The following is a 17926-nucleotide window of genomic DNA, read 5'->3' as shown; positions in this document are numbered from 1 at the left end:
AAATGTTTGTAAGGTTTTGGTAATGCAAAAGTAGCTTTTGCCTATTGCCTTCTTAAAACAATTGGGTGAATGCCGTGTTTTTTTTAGTGAATGCGGTTTTTAGTAATTGTTTAGTAAAATAACAACAGTTGTACCTGCCGATGAGGAAGTAATTTGTATAGGTGTACTAAGCGTTTCTTGGGTAAGTTGTAATTGCGTTTGTACAATGGAAATTCCTTTTGATTGATGCGCTGTTGCTTTCTTTTCTTGATAACCAATACCATTGTCTGCTATGGTAATTTGTACCGCATCGCCTATTTTATCAACTAATAATTGAATATGTGGTTGTGTAATACTTGGCGGAAACGCGTGTACAATGGCATTTTCTACAAAAGGTTGCAACAATAACGGCACAATACTTATTTTCTCGGCGTTTAACGTTTGGTCAATGGTGGTTGTAAACAATATAGGATGCTCAGTACGTAAATTTTCAATCTCTATGTATTGTTTTAAGTAGTTGATTTCTTCATAAAGTGTAATCGATTTTTTATCGGAATAATTTAAGGTGGTTCGAATTAATGTTGAAAACTGTTCTAAGTAATACAACGCATTATCAACATCTTTACAAATAATAAAATACTGAATAGAACTTAACACATTGAACAAAAAGTGCGAGTTCATTTGACTTTTTAATGCTTGTAGCTTTACATCGGCTAATTGTTTATCAAAAAGTAATTCTTTTGTTTTTTGATCGTTTTGCAACATCAATAGTTGCATATCTTTTGCCTGTTTTTGCTTTAAATAGTTTATACGCAACTTGTATCCCGCAAAAAAAGCACCTATTACCAAAAGGAAACTTGTTAAAAGAAAAGGCAATGTATAATAAAACGGTTGCTTAACTTTTAAATACAATAAAGTTTGATGTGCAATAGTACCTGTATCTTCATCGGTAATTTGTAATTGCACCGTATAATCATCGCTTTTTAAATAGTTCAGTGCGATTTGATTTTCCGATGTTAACTCTTGCCAAGGCTCTGTTTCTTTTAATCGAAATTTGTATTTTAACTTGTTGGGATATTTTGCTTGCGGTACTGAAAAAAGCAATCGAATGGTGTTTTCATTATAAGGTACCGTCAACGTTTTTACATCAGAAAAATTCGTTCGTTCTGTATTATTAACGTAAACCGTTTCAACAACCACTTTGTTGTTAAAACTTCTTTTGGTGGTAAAATAATTGTTGTTTAAAACAAAATACCCTGCCTTGGTACCTATAAACAATTGGTTGTTAAAAACCTCGGCTTTGGTGCTATTGTAATTGGTAAACCCTTGGTCTTTATCAATAAAATAATAATCATTCCCTTTAAAAACATTAATTCCTAAATTGGTACCAATGTAAAGCACTCCGTTTATTTCGTTCACAAAAAAAGTAGTACTTCCTTTAATTTTTTGATGCGCAATTTGCTGCTTTATTTTCGGAGTTGATGTATGAACATCTAAAACATACACATCGTTAAAATCGGTCACAACCACTAAATTTCCCGAACTTGTGGTACAAATACTTTTTAATTTAAGCTCAGTAAACGATTTATTTTCAGCAAACGATTGAAACAAGCCGTTTTTATACTGATACAAACCACTTAAAGCCGATGCAAAATAAACCGCATCATGGGTTTGTGCTACTGATACAATTTCGGCAGGAATGGAAGGATTATTAAAATCGTGAAAATAATCATACGAAAAAGCATCTACCTCTTTAAAAACACGTACGCCACCATACGGAACGGGCATTACTAATTGATTTTTAAAAAACGTGAAATAATACGTATGTATAGGGTAATATTTTAAAATTCCGCCTTGCAAACTCATTGAAAACATACCGATGTTTGATGCCACCCAAAGTTTATTGTTGTGAATTTGAGAACTGTAAAAAATAATTTTAGAAGCTGTTGTGGTATAATCAATCGGGTAAAAATGATTTTGAATAACTGCTTTTTGCTGAAATTTAGAAGGATGTGTTTCTTGAAATTTTTTAAAAGTGCTTAACGCAACTTCTTTTACGACTTGGTTATTTTCAAGCAAGGTAAATCCTTTATTATGAAACACAAACTGTTGGTTATTTTGCGTATTTAAACAATAAACCATTTTATCTTGCTCATAATTGGCAACAGGTACATTCAGGTTTATCTGCACTAAACCATTATTTTGTGTGCCTACATACAGCATCTGATTTTGCTTGTTATAAGCAATGCTTTTTAAATCGGTATAAGGTAAATTGTAAGTTGTGGTAAGATTTTCTAAATGATTGTTGCCTATTTTATAAAGTCCGCCATCGGTTTCAAAAATACCCGATGATACAAAGTACAAAGAATCATCAACTATTAAAAATTTCCAAATATTACCTATAGGATATTCCTTTTCAACTTTAAAACTTTGTGGATTTAAAACCAGCAATTTATCGTTAGTTGATATATATATTTTGTTGTTAAAAACAATACTTGAAAATGTTTTTTTAAGATCTGATATTTTTTGAACCTTGGTATGAGTTACTTCGTAAATACCATCGTTTAAAGTAGTGGCATACACCTTATTATTCACCGAAAAAAAACTTGCAACTGTAAATAGATAGTCTTTGTTTTGCGTAAACGTTGGGTTGGTAACCGAGAAGTTTTTTGTATTAATAATAGAAATTCCGTTTAAAGTACCTACGTAAATTTCTTCCTTAAAATAAAACAACGTTCGCACCGTGTTATGAGCCAATTTATTTTTAGTGCTGAATAATTTATTGGTATTATCCTTAAAATAAAGCACTCCTTGCCCGTAACCTGCAATCCACTTCCCTTCGTTCGGATCTTCTAAAATATCGTAAATATTGTTAAACTTATATTTTGTTGTTTGCTTGCTGGTTTCAAAAACATTACCATTTCTTACAGCCAAACCTGCACGCGATCCTAAAAGTAAATTACCGTCGTTATCAACAAAAGTTACATGAACGTTGTTTGAAAGCAAGCCATTATTTACATTCAATATCTTGGTATCGGTGTATTGTGCATAAACCGATAACTTGAAAAGAAATAGTATAATAATGTAAAAAAATCTCATAAAAACAACGAGCGTAGGACTTTACGAGAAGATTCGGACACTGGAATATTTTGATCCCAGTCTTCATTAAAATGATTTAACTCTAAGGTATTGTCTTCTTTTGTAAACGATACAATATGATGTGTATTAACTAAAAACGTTCTATGGACTCTTAGAAAATTAGTTTCAGGTAATTCAGCTTCAATGTTTTTTAGCGTTTTACTTAGTACATATTTGCTTTTGCCATCTTTCATAAATAATTCGCAATAATTATTAGAGGCTTTACAAAAAACAATATCGTTTAATTCAATCATTACCCTTTTGTTTTGGGCACTGTTGATAAACTTCAGGTATTTTTTTTCGATGGCTTTTTCTTGGAAACGTTCAAAAATACGCAGTAACTTTTCACGCTCTAAAGGTTTGTACAAATACCCAAAACAACCAATATCATTCACCGATTTTTCCAAATACTGCGAAAAAGCAGTTACAAAAACCACTTCAAAACTATCTTTTTTAACCTTATCAAACAATTCAAAACCGTTGGCTTCTGGCATTTCAATATCCAAAAAAACCAAATCGGGGTAATATTTTTCAATCGCTTCGGCTCCTTCTTTTACCGAATTGCACGAAACATATTCAAACTTATTATCAGGAATTAAAATATTGATGTAGCTTTTTAAAACCTCGCGGGCTTTAGGTTCATCATCAATAATAACAATAACTAAACTGTTCATAAGGGTATGTTGTATTGTTAAAATGTTTTATTTATGAATGCCATACACACAATGACGGCAACCGTTTTTACAGCATCTTCCTTTTAAGAAATGATACATTTCGGTAAAAACAAAAAAACCGTTTTCCATATAAAAATGCAAACCTTCCACCATTTCGGTGGGACGTTTTGGAAACTTATTGGTTTGTGCAAACTTCATCATTTCATCAAACTTCAACAAACAATCATTACACAAACAATCGTGTTGCGTTTTTTCGTACAAAAAAGCAACCGTTTCATCTAACAATTCTATTTTTTGGCAATCGCAATTTTTAATATCATCGGCATTACAAACCAAAGGTTTATGACAATGGGTGCATTTTACTTGTTGCATTAATCTATTTTTTGATTTACTAAAGTGCTATATTTAATGTTTGAATTTTTTAATATAATCACCCGGTGTACAATTATGATACATTTTAAACTGTTTCACAAAATAACTTAAAGAACTAAAGCCTACTTTATAAGCAACCTCAGAAATATTGCAATTAGCTTGTAACAATAAATGTCTGGCGCTATTCATACGCTGTTGTAAAATATAAGCACCTGGCGTTTTACCGCAATAGTTTTCAAACATTCTATGTAAAGTACTTTTACTACAATTTCCAACTTTAGTAAGCTCTTCCGTATTCAAAGTTAAGCTTATATTTTCGCTAATAAACCTTTTTATTTCAAGAAATTTATTATTAATCTCTACACTGTTTTTTTGTATTTGATGCTCTTTTTGTGATTCAATAATTCTAATTAACAATGATTTCAACAACAAATCTGTTAATGCATGATTGGGTTGTTGTTGAATAACAACTTGAAGCAATTCATTAAAAGTACGAACCAATCCTGAATTATTGTTAAAATGGAAATTAGAAAAATCTATAGACCATTGTTCATCGGAAGGATAATTAGTATTAAGAAACTGTAATTGCTGATTAAGAGAATCTTTCGAGATTAATATAGTAGCACATTGTACAGGATTTTTAATATCTGCTTCAGGAAAATCAGCAAATATGGTTTCTTTATCAGCTAAAATCAACGAAGTGCCTGGTTTAAATTTAAAAACTTCACCTTCTTTAGTAAAAACAGTTTTATAACCACGAATCATGCTTGAAACAGACAAACCTTCATAGCAAATTTTAATCTTTGTAGACGATTTAAATGTTTCAAATATGAGCACTTCAAACGCACCACAATGAAAGCGTGTTTGATGCTCTTGACCCTTTCTAAGGTTTTCAGGAGTTTGTATGGCAAGCAAATCAATTCTATTACTCATAAATAAATGCCAGATAATCCTTCTAAGTTAATTTATATTTTGAAACTATAATACTACTTAATGAAACTATAGTACTATCTCTGTGTTTATTTTAAACATACATTTGTTAGAACAAATATATAAACAATTCATACTATGAGTAATATCACTTTAGAATTAGCAAGAAAAGTTATAGATGCGGCTATTAAAAAGTCTGAAGAATTAAATGTAAAAATGAACATTGCAGTAGTTGATGCAGGTACTAATTTAGTAGCTTTTAATAAAATGGATGATGCTTGGTTAGGTTCCATTGATATTTCGCAAAAAAAGGCACGAACTGCCCGTTTTTTTAATATGGATACAGGTGCTATTGGTCAATTATCACAACCAGGTGGTGCTTTATACAATATTGAACATTCTAACAATGGTTTAATTACGTTTCCAGGAGGTGTAGTAATTAAAGATGCTAATGGAACTATTATTGGAGCAGTTGGTGTTAGCGGAAGTACTGTTGAGGATGATCATGCTGTAGCTGTAGCAGGTGCTCAAGTCATCTAATTTTTAATATTATTAAAAAATAAAAGTTCAGGTGCTAACACCTGAACTTTTATTTTTATACTCAACTTAAATTTATAATTGTTGGGTTCCAAAACCCATTTCGTCGTGAATATATTGCTTATTTTGACAATGAACTGCTAGTTGATTCGCAATAAAATCTTGCACTTCGGTTTTGTATTTATTTGGATACAATACATGTACATTTGCACCTGCATCAAGCGTAAAACAAACGGGAACATTAGTTTCTCGACGATAATTCCAAATTTTTTGAATGATTTCTAACGTATTAGGCTTCATTAAAATAAAATACGGCATTGATGTCATCATCATGGCGTGTAAAGTCAATGCTTCACTTTCAACCAAAGCAATGAACTGCTCTAAATTACCCGATTTTAAAATATCTTTTAACTGTGCAATGTTTGTATGCGCTTGTACAAAACGCTGTTCAGCAAACGGATGATTGTGCATTAACTCATGCCCAACTGTACTTGAAACTTGTTTTTCACCTTTATCAACCAATAAAATAGAATCTTGGTAATTTTGAAAGTTTTCGTGTACTTCATAATTAAAAGGAACGCCAAACAAATCGGTACTGTTTTCAATACTGGCTGTTTGTCCCCAAACTACAATATTTCCTTTGATGCTTCTGCAAGCGCTACCTGAACCTAAACGAGCCAATAAAGATGCTTTTTGTTCGTAATACTCTTCGGTTTGTTGGTTGGCAACTAATTTCTCTAAGGCAATGATGTTTACCGATAATGCAGCCATACCCGATGCCGATGATGCAATTCCTGAACTATGCGGAAAGGTATTTTGAGTATCAATGGTAAAATGATAATCTAAAATATATGGACACAAATCTTGAATACGCTCAAAGTATTTCTGAATTTTTGGTCGGAATGATTCTTTTGGTTGTCCTTCAAACAATAAATCAAACGAAATACCTTTTTCTGTCTTTGGTTCAAACTTTAAGGTTGTAATGGTTTTACAGTTATTTAACGTAAAACTCAACGAAGGATTTGCTGGTATTTGATTGTCTTTTTTACCCCAATATTTTACCAAAGCAATATTACTTGGTGCTGAAAAGGTAAACAAACCGTTGTTTTCTAATTTTGAAAACGTTGTGGTTTTAAAAATATCTAAGTTGTTCATAAATTATGCTTTGTTTGTAATGCTTTGTGCAGCTAAAAATCCAGTTGTCCAAGCATTTTGAAAATTAAATCCGCCAGTTATGGCATCAATATTTAAAACTTCGCCTGTAAAATACAAATTTTCAATTAATTTGCTTTCCATCGTTTTAAAATTAATTTCTTTTAATCCAATTCCTCCTGCAGTAACAAACTCTTCTTTAAACGTGCTTTTTCCATTAATTGCAAAAGTACATTGCGTTAATTGTTCAGCTAATTTTACCAATTGTTTCTTTGTAACATCAGCCCAAGTTAGTGTTTCTGAAATATCCGCAGCTTTAACTAATTGTTGCCACAAACGATGTGTAAGGTTGTATTGCGGATATTTAGCGATTGTTTTCTTTGGACTTTCTGTTTTGTTTTCCATTAATTCATCTAAAACCTCATCAAAAACAAAATCGTTCGTCCAGTTTACCACTAATTCAAATTGATAACTTTTATCAAACAATTCACGAGCGCCCCAAGCTGATAATCGTAAAATAGCTGGTCCGCTCAATCCCCAATGCGTTATTAATAAAGGTCCGTTTGCTTTTAAGGTGCTGTTTTTAACTTTTAAGGATACCATTGGCGCCGAAACACCCATTAAGTTTTGCAAGCGATCATCTTTGGTATTAAACGTAAACAAAGAAGGTACGGGTGCTACAATGGAATGCCCGAAAGACGTGCATAAATCCCAAATTTTAGTATTACTTCCGGTAGCCATTACCAAATGTTTGCATGAATAGGCATCTTTAGAAGTTGAAATTTGCCAAACATCATCTGCCTTAACAATATTTTGAACAATTGTTTGTGTACTAATCTTAATATTGGCTTGTTGCGCTTCTTCTAAAAAACAATCAATAATGGTTTGTGAATTATCCGATTCGGGAAAAACCCTACCATCGTCTTCAATTTTTAAAGCTACTCCCCTATCATCAAACCATTGCATTACATCTCCTGTACAAAAAGTACTAAAAGGACCTCTTAGTTCACGCTCGCCACGTGGATAAAACTTGGTTAAAACATTAGGTACAAAACAAGCGTGGGTAACATTACAGCGCCCGCCACCTGAAATTTTTACTTTTGCTAATACTTCTTTTCCTCTTTCTAAAATAGCAATACGCAAATTGGGTCTTTGTTCTGCCAAATTTAACGCTGTAAAAAAACCCGAAGCCCCGCCACCTATAACAATAACATCGAAAATGTGCATATATTTCTACATTAATTTTCTACAAATTGTGGACATCCTTTTGCAACAACTATTTTTTAACCCTTTATTTCTAATACTTTAGCGTATTGGAACGGTTTATGATGTTTTAAAAGCAATTTGAATTTGTAATTTTACAAAGATAACGAACAACTTACTTCACAATGAAATTTATTATAGATAAAAGAATATTGTTTTTGGTAGCTACTTTAATCTTTGTTTCATGTAAAACATCGAAAACAACTAAGGATAATTCTTCTGACAAAAAAGAAGAAAAAAGAGAATTGGTACGAAAAGACAATACCGTTTATTATACTGAACAAGTAAAGAATGATTTTAGAGCTGTTACCGAAAATGCACAGTATAAATTTTTAGAAGCTTATAAAGCTACCGACAAACAATACTCTATTCTATTTTTTACGCAAGGCTTTAATGGAGACGATGTTGTAGTGAAAAACAATGACGAAACTATTTTTAAAGGAAGCGTTTTAACCAACAAAAAAACAGGTTTGGCTAAAAATATGCGTATTAACAATACGGAAGAAACCAGTATTTATGATAAATCAACCAAAAAAACGATTTATATAAAAGGAGATAAAGCACGTAAACACAAGTTTATTTATGTTATGAAAGGTAATGCTGATGAAGACAAACCATACAAAATAACGTATAGCGACAAGTTACGTCCTGAAAAATAAAACCAATCTAACCGTTAATTTTTAACAACAAACAACCTGAAAAAGGCATCAATTTCTTGATGCCTTTTTTATTTTATAAAATCATATCGTTGTACGAAATAATGGTTGCATATCCTTTTGATTTAAAATATTCTGTAGGATCATTTTCAGATGCCACCATTACAAAATCGCCACCCCAACCACCAAGGCTTTTTACCAATCCATTAAAATCAGGGAACAATTGTTCTTGAATGGTAGGTACTTCTAAAATACCACCTAAATTACTTTCGTATTTTTTAAAGAAATTGATAAAATGATTTAAATCGGTAATTGTTAGTAAATCATCTGTCATTTTAGAAACTTCTACAATTTCATTAGTAAGATTTTTTTGTTTCTTTCTAAAATTCGCAATGGCATCTTTGCTATCACGCTTTTGATTTAAATACACAAAATAGATATTTTCTTTAAAAGCTGGATTAAAAAGAACTTCTTGAACAATAACCTTTGAATCTATTTTTTGATACGTAACAGGCGTATTGTGTTGTGCACAAGCAATATCAAAACCACTGCCTCCAAACGATTTATCTAACAATTGAAAAGCATCAATCTGAAACCATTGCGCTATGTTGTTTATTAAGGTAGAAGATGTTCCCAAACCCCAATTGCGCGGAAATGTCAACTTGGTTTCAACCACAAAACCGCCATTACTTAAAACAGTAGAGTTTGCCTGATGCGCTTGGTGTAAAATGTCAATTAAAGTATTGCGCACTTTATCTGTTGAAGTTTGATTGTTACTTAAAACATCGGCAATAACAATATCATCATTATACCACACACTTCCATCAGCATCGTAACTTTTCCAACTCAACACTTTTGATTGAATAGGAAACACGCTTAAATACTGACCAAATTTGGTAGGCAAAGCAAATACTTTAGCACCTTGCAATACATAATATTCGCCCAAAATAAACAATTTACCGTTGCTGTAAAATTCCATAATTATTTTTACTTCTAAAATATGTTCAATGAGATGATTAACGATTTTTACATTTGCGCTGTTATCATTTTAAGATCACAAATACTGATAACACAATAAGTATCATCCCAAATATAAAAACTGTTACCCGAAATGCTGTTCTTCCGTACCAATATCCAATTGGATTTTTCACCGAATTATAAGGTGGATCAAAAACCCAGTTCCAATTACCAATTGCAGAACACACAAAGAAAACACCCAACAATATACAAAACCATTCATAACCATATTCTTGACTGGAAATATAATCTCTTATTTGTTCATAAAAATCCTTTTCCATTAGGTTGCTTTAACTGTATAATAGTTATTAAAACTTGTAAATATGCGGGTTTCTTTTAATTTTCCTTTTTTATATAGTTCTATTTTTGTTTTTTCTGCTGATTTTTTATCAAAATAAATAATTTCTTTCGGCTTTTCTTTAGTGTCAAAAAGTTCAGTTTTATAATGTCTTCCATCAACCATATAAACAACAGATTGCAATTTACCATTGGTTTTATAAGTATAATTTTTAGAATTATAAAAATTCCCTAATTTCTCAGTTGCACCTTCATAAGTATACTCTTCTGTATATTTCCCCTCTAACACCAACTGTTCCTGTAGGTTGTATATAAAGTAATAAGCATTAAGTTTAGGTTGAATTAATTCGTACTTAATAACCATTTCTGGATTGCTACAAGGGCGGTGAAGTATCACTTCTTCTTTACGAAAAATGGCTGTATCATTTTGTAAAACTCGCAAAGTATCTGTTACAAATTGACTTTTCTTGTATTTGACTTCTAAATCATTTACCTTTTTATCTTCTGAAACAGCAATTTTAGAATTGAAATTACAACCAAGTAAATTAAAAAACAGCACTAAATTTATAAGCATCATCTTTATTTCTTTTAACTAATTTACATCTTTTAAAAGAAGCAACACCTGAGCAACAAATTATTTTCGTAAGTTTTCAATAAAATCAACTACCGCGCTGTGCGAAACCGTTTTGTCTTCAAAATGTTTTAAAACCGCTTGTTTTTCTTCGTTGGTTGCCTGAAACTGATTTAAAATATTCATAATGTGCATTTTCATATGCCCTTTTTGAATACCCGTTGTAGTTAACGATTTTACTGCAGCAAAGTTTTGCGCCAAACCAGCCACAGCAATAATCTGCATCAACTCGTTGGCATTTGGTTTTTCTAACAACTCTAACGCAAATTTCACCATAGGATGCAAGTTTGTTAAACCGCCCACTGTTCCTAAAGCCAAAGGTAAATCCATCCAAAAGCGAAACTCATCATTCACAATTTCAGCGTGCGATAACGACGTGTACATTCCTCCTTTTGCAGCAAATGCGTGTACACCTGCTTCAATAGCTCTAAAATCATTACCTGTTGCCAACACCACGGCGTCCACTCCGTTCATAATTCCTTTATTATGGGTAACCGCTCGATACGTTTCAATTTCGGCTATGCGAACTGCTTGCACAAATTTCTCGGCAAATTCTTGCGGATTCTCTATTTCTTTCGATTTTAAATCAGCTACTTTACAAGAAACCTCGGCACGCACCAAACAATTAGGTACGTAATTCGATAAAATAGACATCACCACTTGCAAAGAATCTTTCTCTGCTGTAGTAAAGGCGTCAAAACCATCTACCTCTTCGCGTAACACGTTAGCAAACTCTTCTAAACACGAGTTAATAAAGTTAGCCCCCATACTATCTTTGGTATCAAACGTAGCATGTAGTTGGTAGTAATTTTCAAGTTCGGCAGTTTTATCAACCAACTCAATAGCTAAAATACCACCGCCCCGTTTCTCCATATTTTTGGTAATATCGGCTGTTCGGGCTTTAAAAATAGGTTGTAATTTTTCAATAAAAGTAACCAACGAGGTTTTAGAACCTTGAAACATAAAGTGTACGTTTCCTATTTTTTCGGTAGATAAAACCCTTGCTTTAAAACCGCCACGTTTACTCCAAAACTTAGCCGCATTAGCTGCTGCTGCTACAACCGAGCTTTCCTCGATCACCATTGGCACTGTATACACTTTATCATTAATGATAAAGTTGGGCGCAATACCCATAGGTAAGTAAAAATTGGTAATGGTGTTTTCTATAAACTCATCGTGTAGTTTTTGCAATTTTGCATCGCTGTTCCAATACGATTTTAACAATTGAAGCGTAGCCTCATTGTTACCAAAATAATGTGCAACCAACCAATCGATCTTTTGTTCCTTTGTAAGTTTAGAAAAACCATTAATAATACTCATAATGCAATTTTATTTTTTGCAAAGATAAAACTTTTAGTATTGGGTTTGATTTTTTGATTTGCCATAGATGCGCGGATTTTTTTTATTGGAAAAGATAGAATTGTATATTTGAACAGTATCAAAAAAAAGAGTAATTTGCCTGTCTTTAAATCAGATACTCTTTTTATGAAGAAATTAGTACTTCTTACTGCTTTTGCAGCAACATCAATTGCGCCTATTCAAGCGCAAAAAAACATAGAAGTTGCCGAAATTTGGAACGGCACTTTTAGAACCAAACAATTAAATGCTTTAAATACTTTACATACTAAAAACGAATACAGTGTTTTAAATTTTGATAATATTATAAACGATGCTACCCTTAGTAAGGAAACAGTTTATAAAATTGATGCGTATGATTTTACTACTTTAGAGAAAACAAGAACCTTGTTTGAAAGTAAAGATTTTAAGGAATTAAAGGCTATTGATGATTATACCATTAATCAAACCGATGATAAAATTTTAATTGCTACCAACTCCACTCCTATTTATCGTCATTCGTTTACAGCTGTTTATTATTTGTATGATATTGCATCGAAAACATTAACAAAAGTGAGCGATAAAGCAATTCAGGAGCCTTTATTAACTGCCGATGGAAGTAAAATTGCGTATGTTTTTGAAAACAATATTTATGTTTGGGATGTTAAGCAAAACAAAACTACACAAGTTACTAACGATGGTAAATACAATGCTGTAATTAATGGTATTACCGATTGGGTTTATGAGGAAGAATTTGCTTTTGTGCGTGCTTTTGATTGGAATAAAGATGGAACCGAATTGGCTTTTATTCGTTTTGATGAATCGGAAGTTCCTACTTTTTCAATGGATGTGTACGGAAAGGATTTGTATCCAACACAGCAAGTTTTTAAATATCCAAAAGCAGGCGAAAACAATTCTAAGGTAAGTTTGCACACCTACAATGTGGCATCAAAACAAACCAAAAACATTGCGTTAGATGCTACAAAAGATTATTACATTCCAAGAATTAAGTTTACCAACAATGCAAATTTATTGAGTGTACAAACGTTGAATCGTCATCAAAATCAATTGAATTTGTATTTTGTAGATGTTACCTCAAGTAAAGTAAATACTATTTTAACCGAAAAAGACAAAGCGTATGTTGATGTTACTGATAATTTGACTTTTTTAAACGATAATAGTTTTATTTGGACAAGCGAGAAAGATGGTTACAACCATATTTATCATTACAACGACAAAGGATCGTTAAAAAAACAAGTAACATCGGGCTCTTGGGAGGTAACCAATTATTATGGATACAATAAAAACAATGAAACCATTTATTATCAATCCATTGAAAACGGATCAACCAAGCGTGATGTGTATAGCATCAACTTAAACGGAAAAAACAAAAAGCAATTAAGTTCATTATTGGGCACCAACTCGGCTACTTTTAGTCCCGATTATAAATACTTCATCAACAATCATTCATCAAGTACCAAAGCGCCATCGGTAAGTTTACACGAAACGGCATCGGGTAAAATGGTGAAAGAAATTTTAAATAACAGCGCTTTAGAAGAAAAATTAAAAGCCTACAACTTACCTAAAAAAGAATTTACAACTTTTAAAAATGAGGTAGGAAACGATTTAAACGCCTTTATTTACAAACCAAAAGATTTTGATCCTAACAAAAAATATCCTGTTTTAATGCATCAATATTCGGGTCCGGGTTCACAACAAGTTGCCGACAGATGGTTTGGTTCGGATGATTATTTTCACATGATGTTAACCCAAAAAGGATACATTGTTGTAAGTGTTGATGGGCGCGGAACGGGTTATAAAGGTGCCGAATTTAAAAAAGTAACGCAAAAAGAATTAGGTAAATACGAAGTTGCTGATCAAGTTTTTGTTGCCAAACATTTAGCCAAACAAACCTACGTTGATGCTAACCGAATTGGTATTTGGGGTTGGAGTTTTGGTGGCTTTATGAGCAGTAATTGTTTGTTTCAAGCACCCGATGTTTTTAAAACCGCTGTAGCTGTAGCACCTGTAACGTCGTGGCGTTTTTACGATTCGGTTTATACTGAACGTTTTATGACTACTCCGCAAGAAAACCCAACGGGTTACGATGAAAACTCGCCTATCACTCATGCAAAAAAATTAAAAGGAAACTTCTTGTTAATTCATGGAACAGCCGATGACAATGTGCATGTACAAAACAGTATGTTGTTGATTAATGAATTGGTAAACCAAAACAAAAATTTTGATTGGTTGATTTATCCTGATAAAAACCACGGAATTTATGGCGGAAAAACACGTGAACAATTGTATAATAAAATCACTAACTACATTTTAGAAAAACTGTAATATTTTAGTACATTTGAAACACTTAACACATTTTTAAGAACAAACAATAAAAAATATGACAACAACCGAAGAACAGCAGTTAGACGCTATTCATAATTTTGAAGGAAAATACCCAAAACAACTATGGCATTTGTTTATGGTTGAAATGTGGGAACGTTTCTGTTTTTATGGTATGCGCGGCGTTTTAGCGTTATTTATGGTAGATCAATTAGGATTGAAAGATGCCGAATCGAATTTAAAATACGGAGCCATACAAGCATTTGTGTACGCTTTTACATTTGTAGGAGGTATTTTTGCCGATAAAATTTTAGGTTTTAAAAAATCATTGGTTTTTGGTGGATTGGTTATGATTGCCGGAAATCTTTTAATTGGAATTAATCCACACGACTTTTTCTATTACGGAATTTCGTTAACAATTATTGGTACGGGTTTCTTTAAACCTAATATCTCATCAATGGTTGGTGAATTATATGCCGAAGGCGACCCAAGGCGCGATGCTGGTTTTAGTTTATTCTATTCGGGTATCAACATTGGAGCACTTTTAGGAGGTATTGTTTGTGTTTATTTAGGTAAAAACCATGGGTGGAACTACGCTTTCTTGGCTGCGGCAGCTGTAATGGTTATTGGTGTAATCTTCTTTTTAGCTATTCGCAAAGAATTAGGTCCTATCGGAAACTCGCCTATTGCTCATTTAGAACCTGCTAAAAGAAAATCGCGTGAAATTATGGTGTACATAGGTGCTTTACTTTGTATTCCGCTAATTTTCATTATGATTCACAACACCAAATACACCGACATCTTTATGTTTACCGTTGGGCCTTTGGCTATTTTGTATTACATTGTTCAATTAACAAAAATCAAAGAATCATCAGGTAAGCAAAAATTCATTGCTGCTTTCATTATGATTGCTTTTTCTATTTTGTTCTTCGCTATTTTTGAACAAGCAGGTGGTTCATTAGCCTTATTTGCAAACAGCAACGTTACACCAAGTTTATTTGGTATGAACTTAGATCCTAACATTGTAAACAACAGCGCCAACTCTTTGTATGTAATTGCTTTTGCACCTTTATTAGGATTGGTTTGGATTTGGATGGCTAAAAAGAAAATTGAACCTAATACAGTGGTTAAATTTGGTTTAGCGTTCTTGTTATTAGCAGGCGCTTACTATATTTTCTACTCATTACGTTTCTTTGCAAATGAACAAGGAATGACGTCTTTAGAGATTTTTGCTTTGGCTTATTTTGTAGTAACCATTGCAGAGTTGTGTTTATCGCCAATTGGTTTATCAATGGTAACCAAATTATCGCCTAAACATTTAGCGGGTATGATGATGGGATTATGGTTCTTAGCAAGTGCTTACGGACAGTATTTAGCAGGAATTTTAGGCGCTGGAATGAGCGATCCTAGTCCTGATGCATCTTTAGTTGATAAATTAATGGCTTACACTGATGGATATCAACAATTAGCTATTTACTCATTAGTAGCCGGTGTATTGATCATTTTAATTTCACCTGTTATTCGAAAACTAATGCACGAAGTGAAGTAATTCATTTAAATAAAAAGCCTTCCAAATGGAAGGCTTTTATTTTTTTATACTGTTAAAGCTAAACGCTTCATTAAATTCTTATCTAAAGCGTGTTTAACAAACTCTTTATCAATTTCAAATTCGGTTACATCAGAACCAGGGAAATCATACATAGGATCGGTTAAAACAGCTTCACATAACGATCTTAAACCACGTGCGCCTAACTTGTATTCTAACGCTTTATCAACAATATACCATAAAGCATCTTCTGTAAAAGTTAGCTCTACTCCATCCATTTCAAATAACTTTTGGTATTGCTTTATCAAAGCATTTTTAGGTTCGGTTAAAATTGATCGTAGTGTTTCACGATCTAACGGATCCATGTGTGTTAAAACAGGTAAACGACCAATAATTTCAGGAATCAATCCAAAATCCTTTAAATCTTTTGGTATGATGTACTGTAACAAATTGTTTCTATCAGCTTTTCCTTTATCTTTTGAAGAATCAAAACCTACCGCATGAAAATTCAATCGCTTGGTAATAATACGTTCAATTCCATCAAAAGCACCACCTGCAATAAATAAAATATCTTGTGTATTTACCTCAATAAATTTTTGATCGGGATGTTTTCTACCTCCTTTTGGTGGCACATTGACAATCGATCCTTCTAAAAGCTTTAAAAGTGCCTGTTGAACTCCTTCACCACTCACATCACGAGTAATTGAAGGATTATCGCTTTTACGAGCAATTTTATCAATTTCATCAATAAAAATAATACCTCGTTCCGCTTTTTCTACATCATAATCGGCTGCTTGCAATAATTTAGTTAAAATACCTTCAACATCCTCACCAACATAACCAGCCTCAGTTAAAACAGTTGCATCAACAATTGCTAATGGCACATTTAACATGCGTGCAATTGTTTTAGCCACTAACGTTTTACCGGTACCGGTTTGCCCTACAACAATAATGTTACTTTTTTCTATTTCAACATCGTTCTTTAAATCTTGCTGTAATAAACGTTTGTAATGATTGTATACGGCAACAGACAAAACTTTCTTAGTTTGATCTTGTCCAATTACATATTGATCTAAAAAAACACGAATTTCCATGGGTTTTTTCAACAAAACCTCATCAGACAAACCCGAACCTTTTTGCGATTTTAATTCTTCTAAAACAATACCATGTGCTTGCTCTACACAATGATCACAAATATGTGCATCATGACCTGCAATTAAAATACTGGTTTCTGCTTTTGGGCGTCCGCAAAACGAACAATTGTACCCTTCTTTCATTTTTTCTTCTTCTAAAACTATTCTCTTACTAAAACTTCATCAATCATACCGTATTCTTTAGCTTCATCGGCACGCATCCAATAATCGCGCTCAGAATCTTTAAAAACTTTATCGTATGGTTGTTTTGAATGTTTTGCAATGATTTGATACAATTCTTCTTTTAACTTTAACATTTCTTTCAAGTTAATTTCCATATCGGTTGCAACTCCTTGCGCGCCACCCGATGGCTGATGAATCATAACACGAGAATGTGGTAGAGCAGAACGTTTACCATCGGCACCTGCACATAATAAAACGGCTCCCATTGACGCTGCCATACCTGTACAAATAGTTGCAACATCTGGTTTTACAAACTGCATGGTGTCATAAATACCCAAACCTGCGTAAACGCTTCCTCCTGGAGAATTGATATAAATTGAAATATCTTTAGAAGCATCTACACTTTCTAAAAACAATAATTGTGCTTGAATAATGTTTGCTACATAATCATCAACACCTGTACCTAAAAAGATGATGCGATCCATCATTAAGCGCGAAAAAACGTCCATTGATGCAATATTCATTGGTCGTTCTTCAATAATATAAGGTGTCATGCTGTTACTTGGTGTCATACCTGCAACAATTTTATCGTAGTACATGTTGTTCACCTTATGATGTTTAGTAGCGTATTTTTTAAATTCTTTACCGTAGTTCATAAAAATATTTTTTCTAAAAATTTATAAAAAAATGAGCATCGAAACAAAAAGTTCGATGCTCAAATATACTTAATATTTTGCAGA

16 protein-coding genes are annotated in these 17926 nt (G+C 32.7%); 4 read left to right on the top strand and 12 right to left on the bottom strand.

Annotation, left to right across the window (positions count from 1 at the left end; translation table 11 throughout):
- Positions 1 to 99 precede the first annotated feature (99 nt).
- From H1R17_RS07460 to H1R17_RS07445, 4 genes are read right to left on the bottom strand one after another with little or no spacing between them, the layout of a single operon-like run.
- Positions 100 to 3078 carry a histidine kinase gene (locus H1R17_RS07460; protein ID WP_163430152.1) on the bottom strand — a complete coding sequence of 993 codons (2979 nt, stop codon included), beginning with the start codon at positions 3076 to 3078 and terminating at the stop codon, positions 100 to 102.
- A complete protein-coding gene (locus H1R17_RS07455) occupies positions 3075 to 3791 on the bottom strand; it encodes a LytTR family DNA-binding domain-containing protein (RefSeq protein WP_163430153.1) in 717 nt (238 codons plus the stop codon). The genes H1R17_RS07460 and H1R17_RS07455 overlap by 4 nt, the downstream gene beginning before the upstream one ends.
- A 27-nt stretch (positions 3792 to 3818) precedes the next feature.
- Positions 3819 to 4163, bottom strand: a complete 345-nt coding sequence (locus tag H1R17_RS07450; RefSeq protein WP_163430154.1) for a cysteine-rich CWC family protein — start codon at positions 4161 to 4163, stop codon at positions 3819 to 3821.
- A gap of 33 nt (positions 4164 to 4196) precedes the next feature.
- Positions 4197 to 5096, bottom strand: coding sequence for a helix-turn-helix domain-containing protein (locus H1R17_RS07445; RefSeq protein WP_163430155.1), 900 nt, complete (start codon positions 5094 to 5096; stop codon positions 4197 to 4199).
- 135 nt (positions 5097 to 5231) lie between these two features.
- Between H1R17_RS07445 and H1R17_RS07440 the strand changes: the two genes are divergently transcribed.
- Positions 5232 to 5633 (top strand): heme-binding protein, encoded by a 402-nt coding sequence (locus H1R17_RS07440; RefSeq protein ID WP_163430156.1) that lies wholly within the window; start codon positions 5232 to 5234, stop codon positions 5631 to 5633.
- A gap of 72 nt (positions 5634 to 5705) precedes the next feature.
- Here H1R17_RS07440 and H1R17_RS07435 read toward each other — a convergent pair whose 3' ends face one another.
- The gene (locus H1R17_RS07435; RefSeq protein WP_163430157.1) at positions 5706 to 6785 is read right to left on the bottom strand and encodes a diphosphomevalonate/mevalonate 3,5-bisphosphate decarboxylase family protein; all 1080 of its coding nucleotides are present in this window, start codon (positions 6783 to 6785) and stop codon (positions 5706 to 5708) included.
- Between the two features lie 3 nt (positions 6786 to 6788).
- A complete protein-coding gene (locus tag H1R17_RS07430; protein WP_163430158.1) occupies positions 6789 to 8009 on the bottom strand; it encodes an NAD(P)/FAD-dependent oxidoreductase in 1221 nt (406 codons plus the stop codon).
- Between the two features lie 161 nt (positions 8010 to 8170).
- Between H1R17_RS07430 and H1R17_RS07425 the strand changes: the two genes are divergently transcribed.
- Entirely contained in the window at positions 8171 to 8704 is a 534-nt protein-coding gene (locus H1R17_RS07425) for a hypothetical protein (RefSeq protein ID WP_163430159.1), read from the top strand.
- A 73-nt stretch (positions 8705 to 8777) separates the two neighbouring features.
- Here H1R17_RS07425 and H1R17_RS07420 read toward each other — a convergent pair whose 3' ends face one another.
- The 4 genes from H1R17_RS07420 to H1R17_RS07405 form a co-directional block, all read right to left on the bottom strand.
- Entirely contained in the window at positions 8778 to 9680 is a 903-nt protein-coding gene (locus tag H1R17_RS07420) for a GYDIA family GHMP kinase (protein WP_220458664.1), read from the bottom strand.
- Positions 9681 to 9744: 64 nt separating this feature from the next.
- Positions 9745 to 9999: an immunity 17 family protein gene (locus H1R17_RS07415; protein ID WP_163430160.1), complete on the bottom strand. Its 255-nt coding sequence runs from the start codon at positions 9997 to 9999 to the stop codon at positions 9745 to 9747.
- On the bottom strand, positions 9999 to 10592 hold the full coding sequence (locus H1R17_RS07410) for a hypothetical protein (RefSeq protein ID WP_163430161.1): 594 nt from the start codon (positions 10590 to 10592) through the stop codon (positions 9999 to 10001). Before H1R17_RS07410 ends, H1R17_RS07415 begins: the two co-directional genes overlap by 1 nt.
- A gap of 57 nt (positions 10593 to 10649) precedes the next feature.
- Positions 10650 to 11969: a hydroxymethylglutaryl-CoA reductase, degradative gene (locus H1R17_RS07405; protein WP_163430354.1), complete on the bottom strand. Its 1320-nt coding sequence runs from the start codon at positions 11967 to 11969 to the stop codon at positions 10650 to 10652.
- Positions 11970 to 12131: 162 nt separating this feature from the next.
- On the opposite strand from H1R17_RS07405, the gene H1R17_RS07400 reads away from it, so the two are divergent.
- Positions 12132 to 14327: a S9 family peptidase gene (locus H1R17_RS07400; protein WP_163430162.1), complete on the top strand. Its 2196-nt coding sequence runs from the start codon at positions 12132 to 12134 to the stop codon at positions 14325 to 14327.
- A 55-nt stretch (positions 14328 to 14382) separates the two neighbouring features.
- Positions 14383 to 15873, top strand: coding sequence for a peptide MFS transporter (locus tag H1R17_RS07395; RefSeq protein WP_163430163.1), 1491 nt, complete (start codon positions 14383 to 14385; stop codon positions 15871 to 15873).
- A 44-nt stretch (positions 15874 to 15917) separates the two neighbouring features.
- Here H1R17_RS07395 and clpX read toward each other — a convergent pair whose 3' ends face one another.
- Positions 15918 to 17147, bottom strand: coding sequence for an ATP-dependent Clp protease ATP-binding subunit ClpX (clpX, locus tag H1R17_RS07390; RefSeq protein WP_163430164.1), 1230 nt, complete (start codon positions 17145 to 17147; stop codon positions 15918 to 15920).
- 17 nt (positions 17148 to 17164) lie between these two features.
- Positions 17165 to 17842 carry an ATP-dependent Clp endopeptidase proteolytic subunit ClpP gene (gene clpP, locus H1R17_RS07385; RefSeq protein WP_163430165.1) on the bottom strand — a complete coding sequence of 226 codons (678 nt, stop codon included), beginning with the start codon at positions 17840 to 17842 and terminating at the stop codon, positions 17165 to 17167.
- Positions 17843 to 17926 lie beyond the last annotated feature (84 nt).

This window comes from Flavobacterium sp. xlx-214, from assembly GCF_013874595.1.
GTDB lineage: Bacteria > Bacteroidota > Bacteroidia > Flavobacteriales > Flavobacteriaceae > Flavobacterium.
Note: the sequence above shows the minus strand (reverse complement) of the source record. Positions and strands in the feature narration are given on the sequence as shown.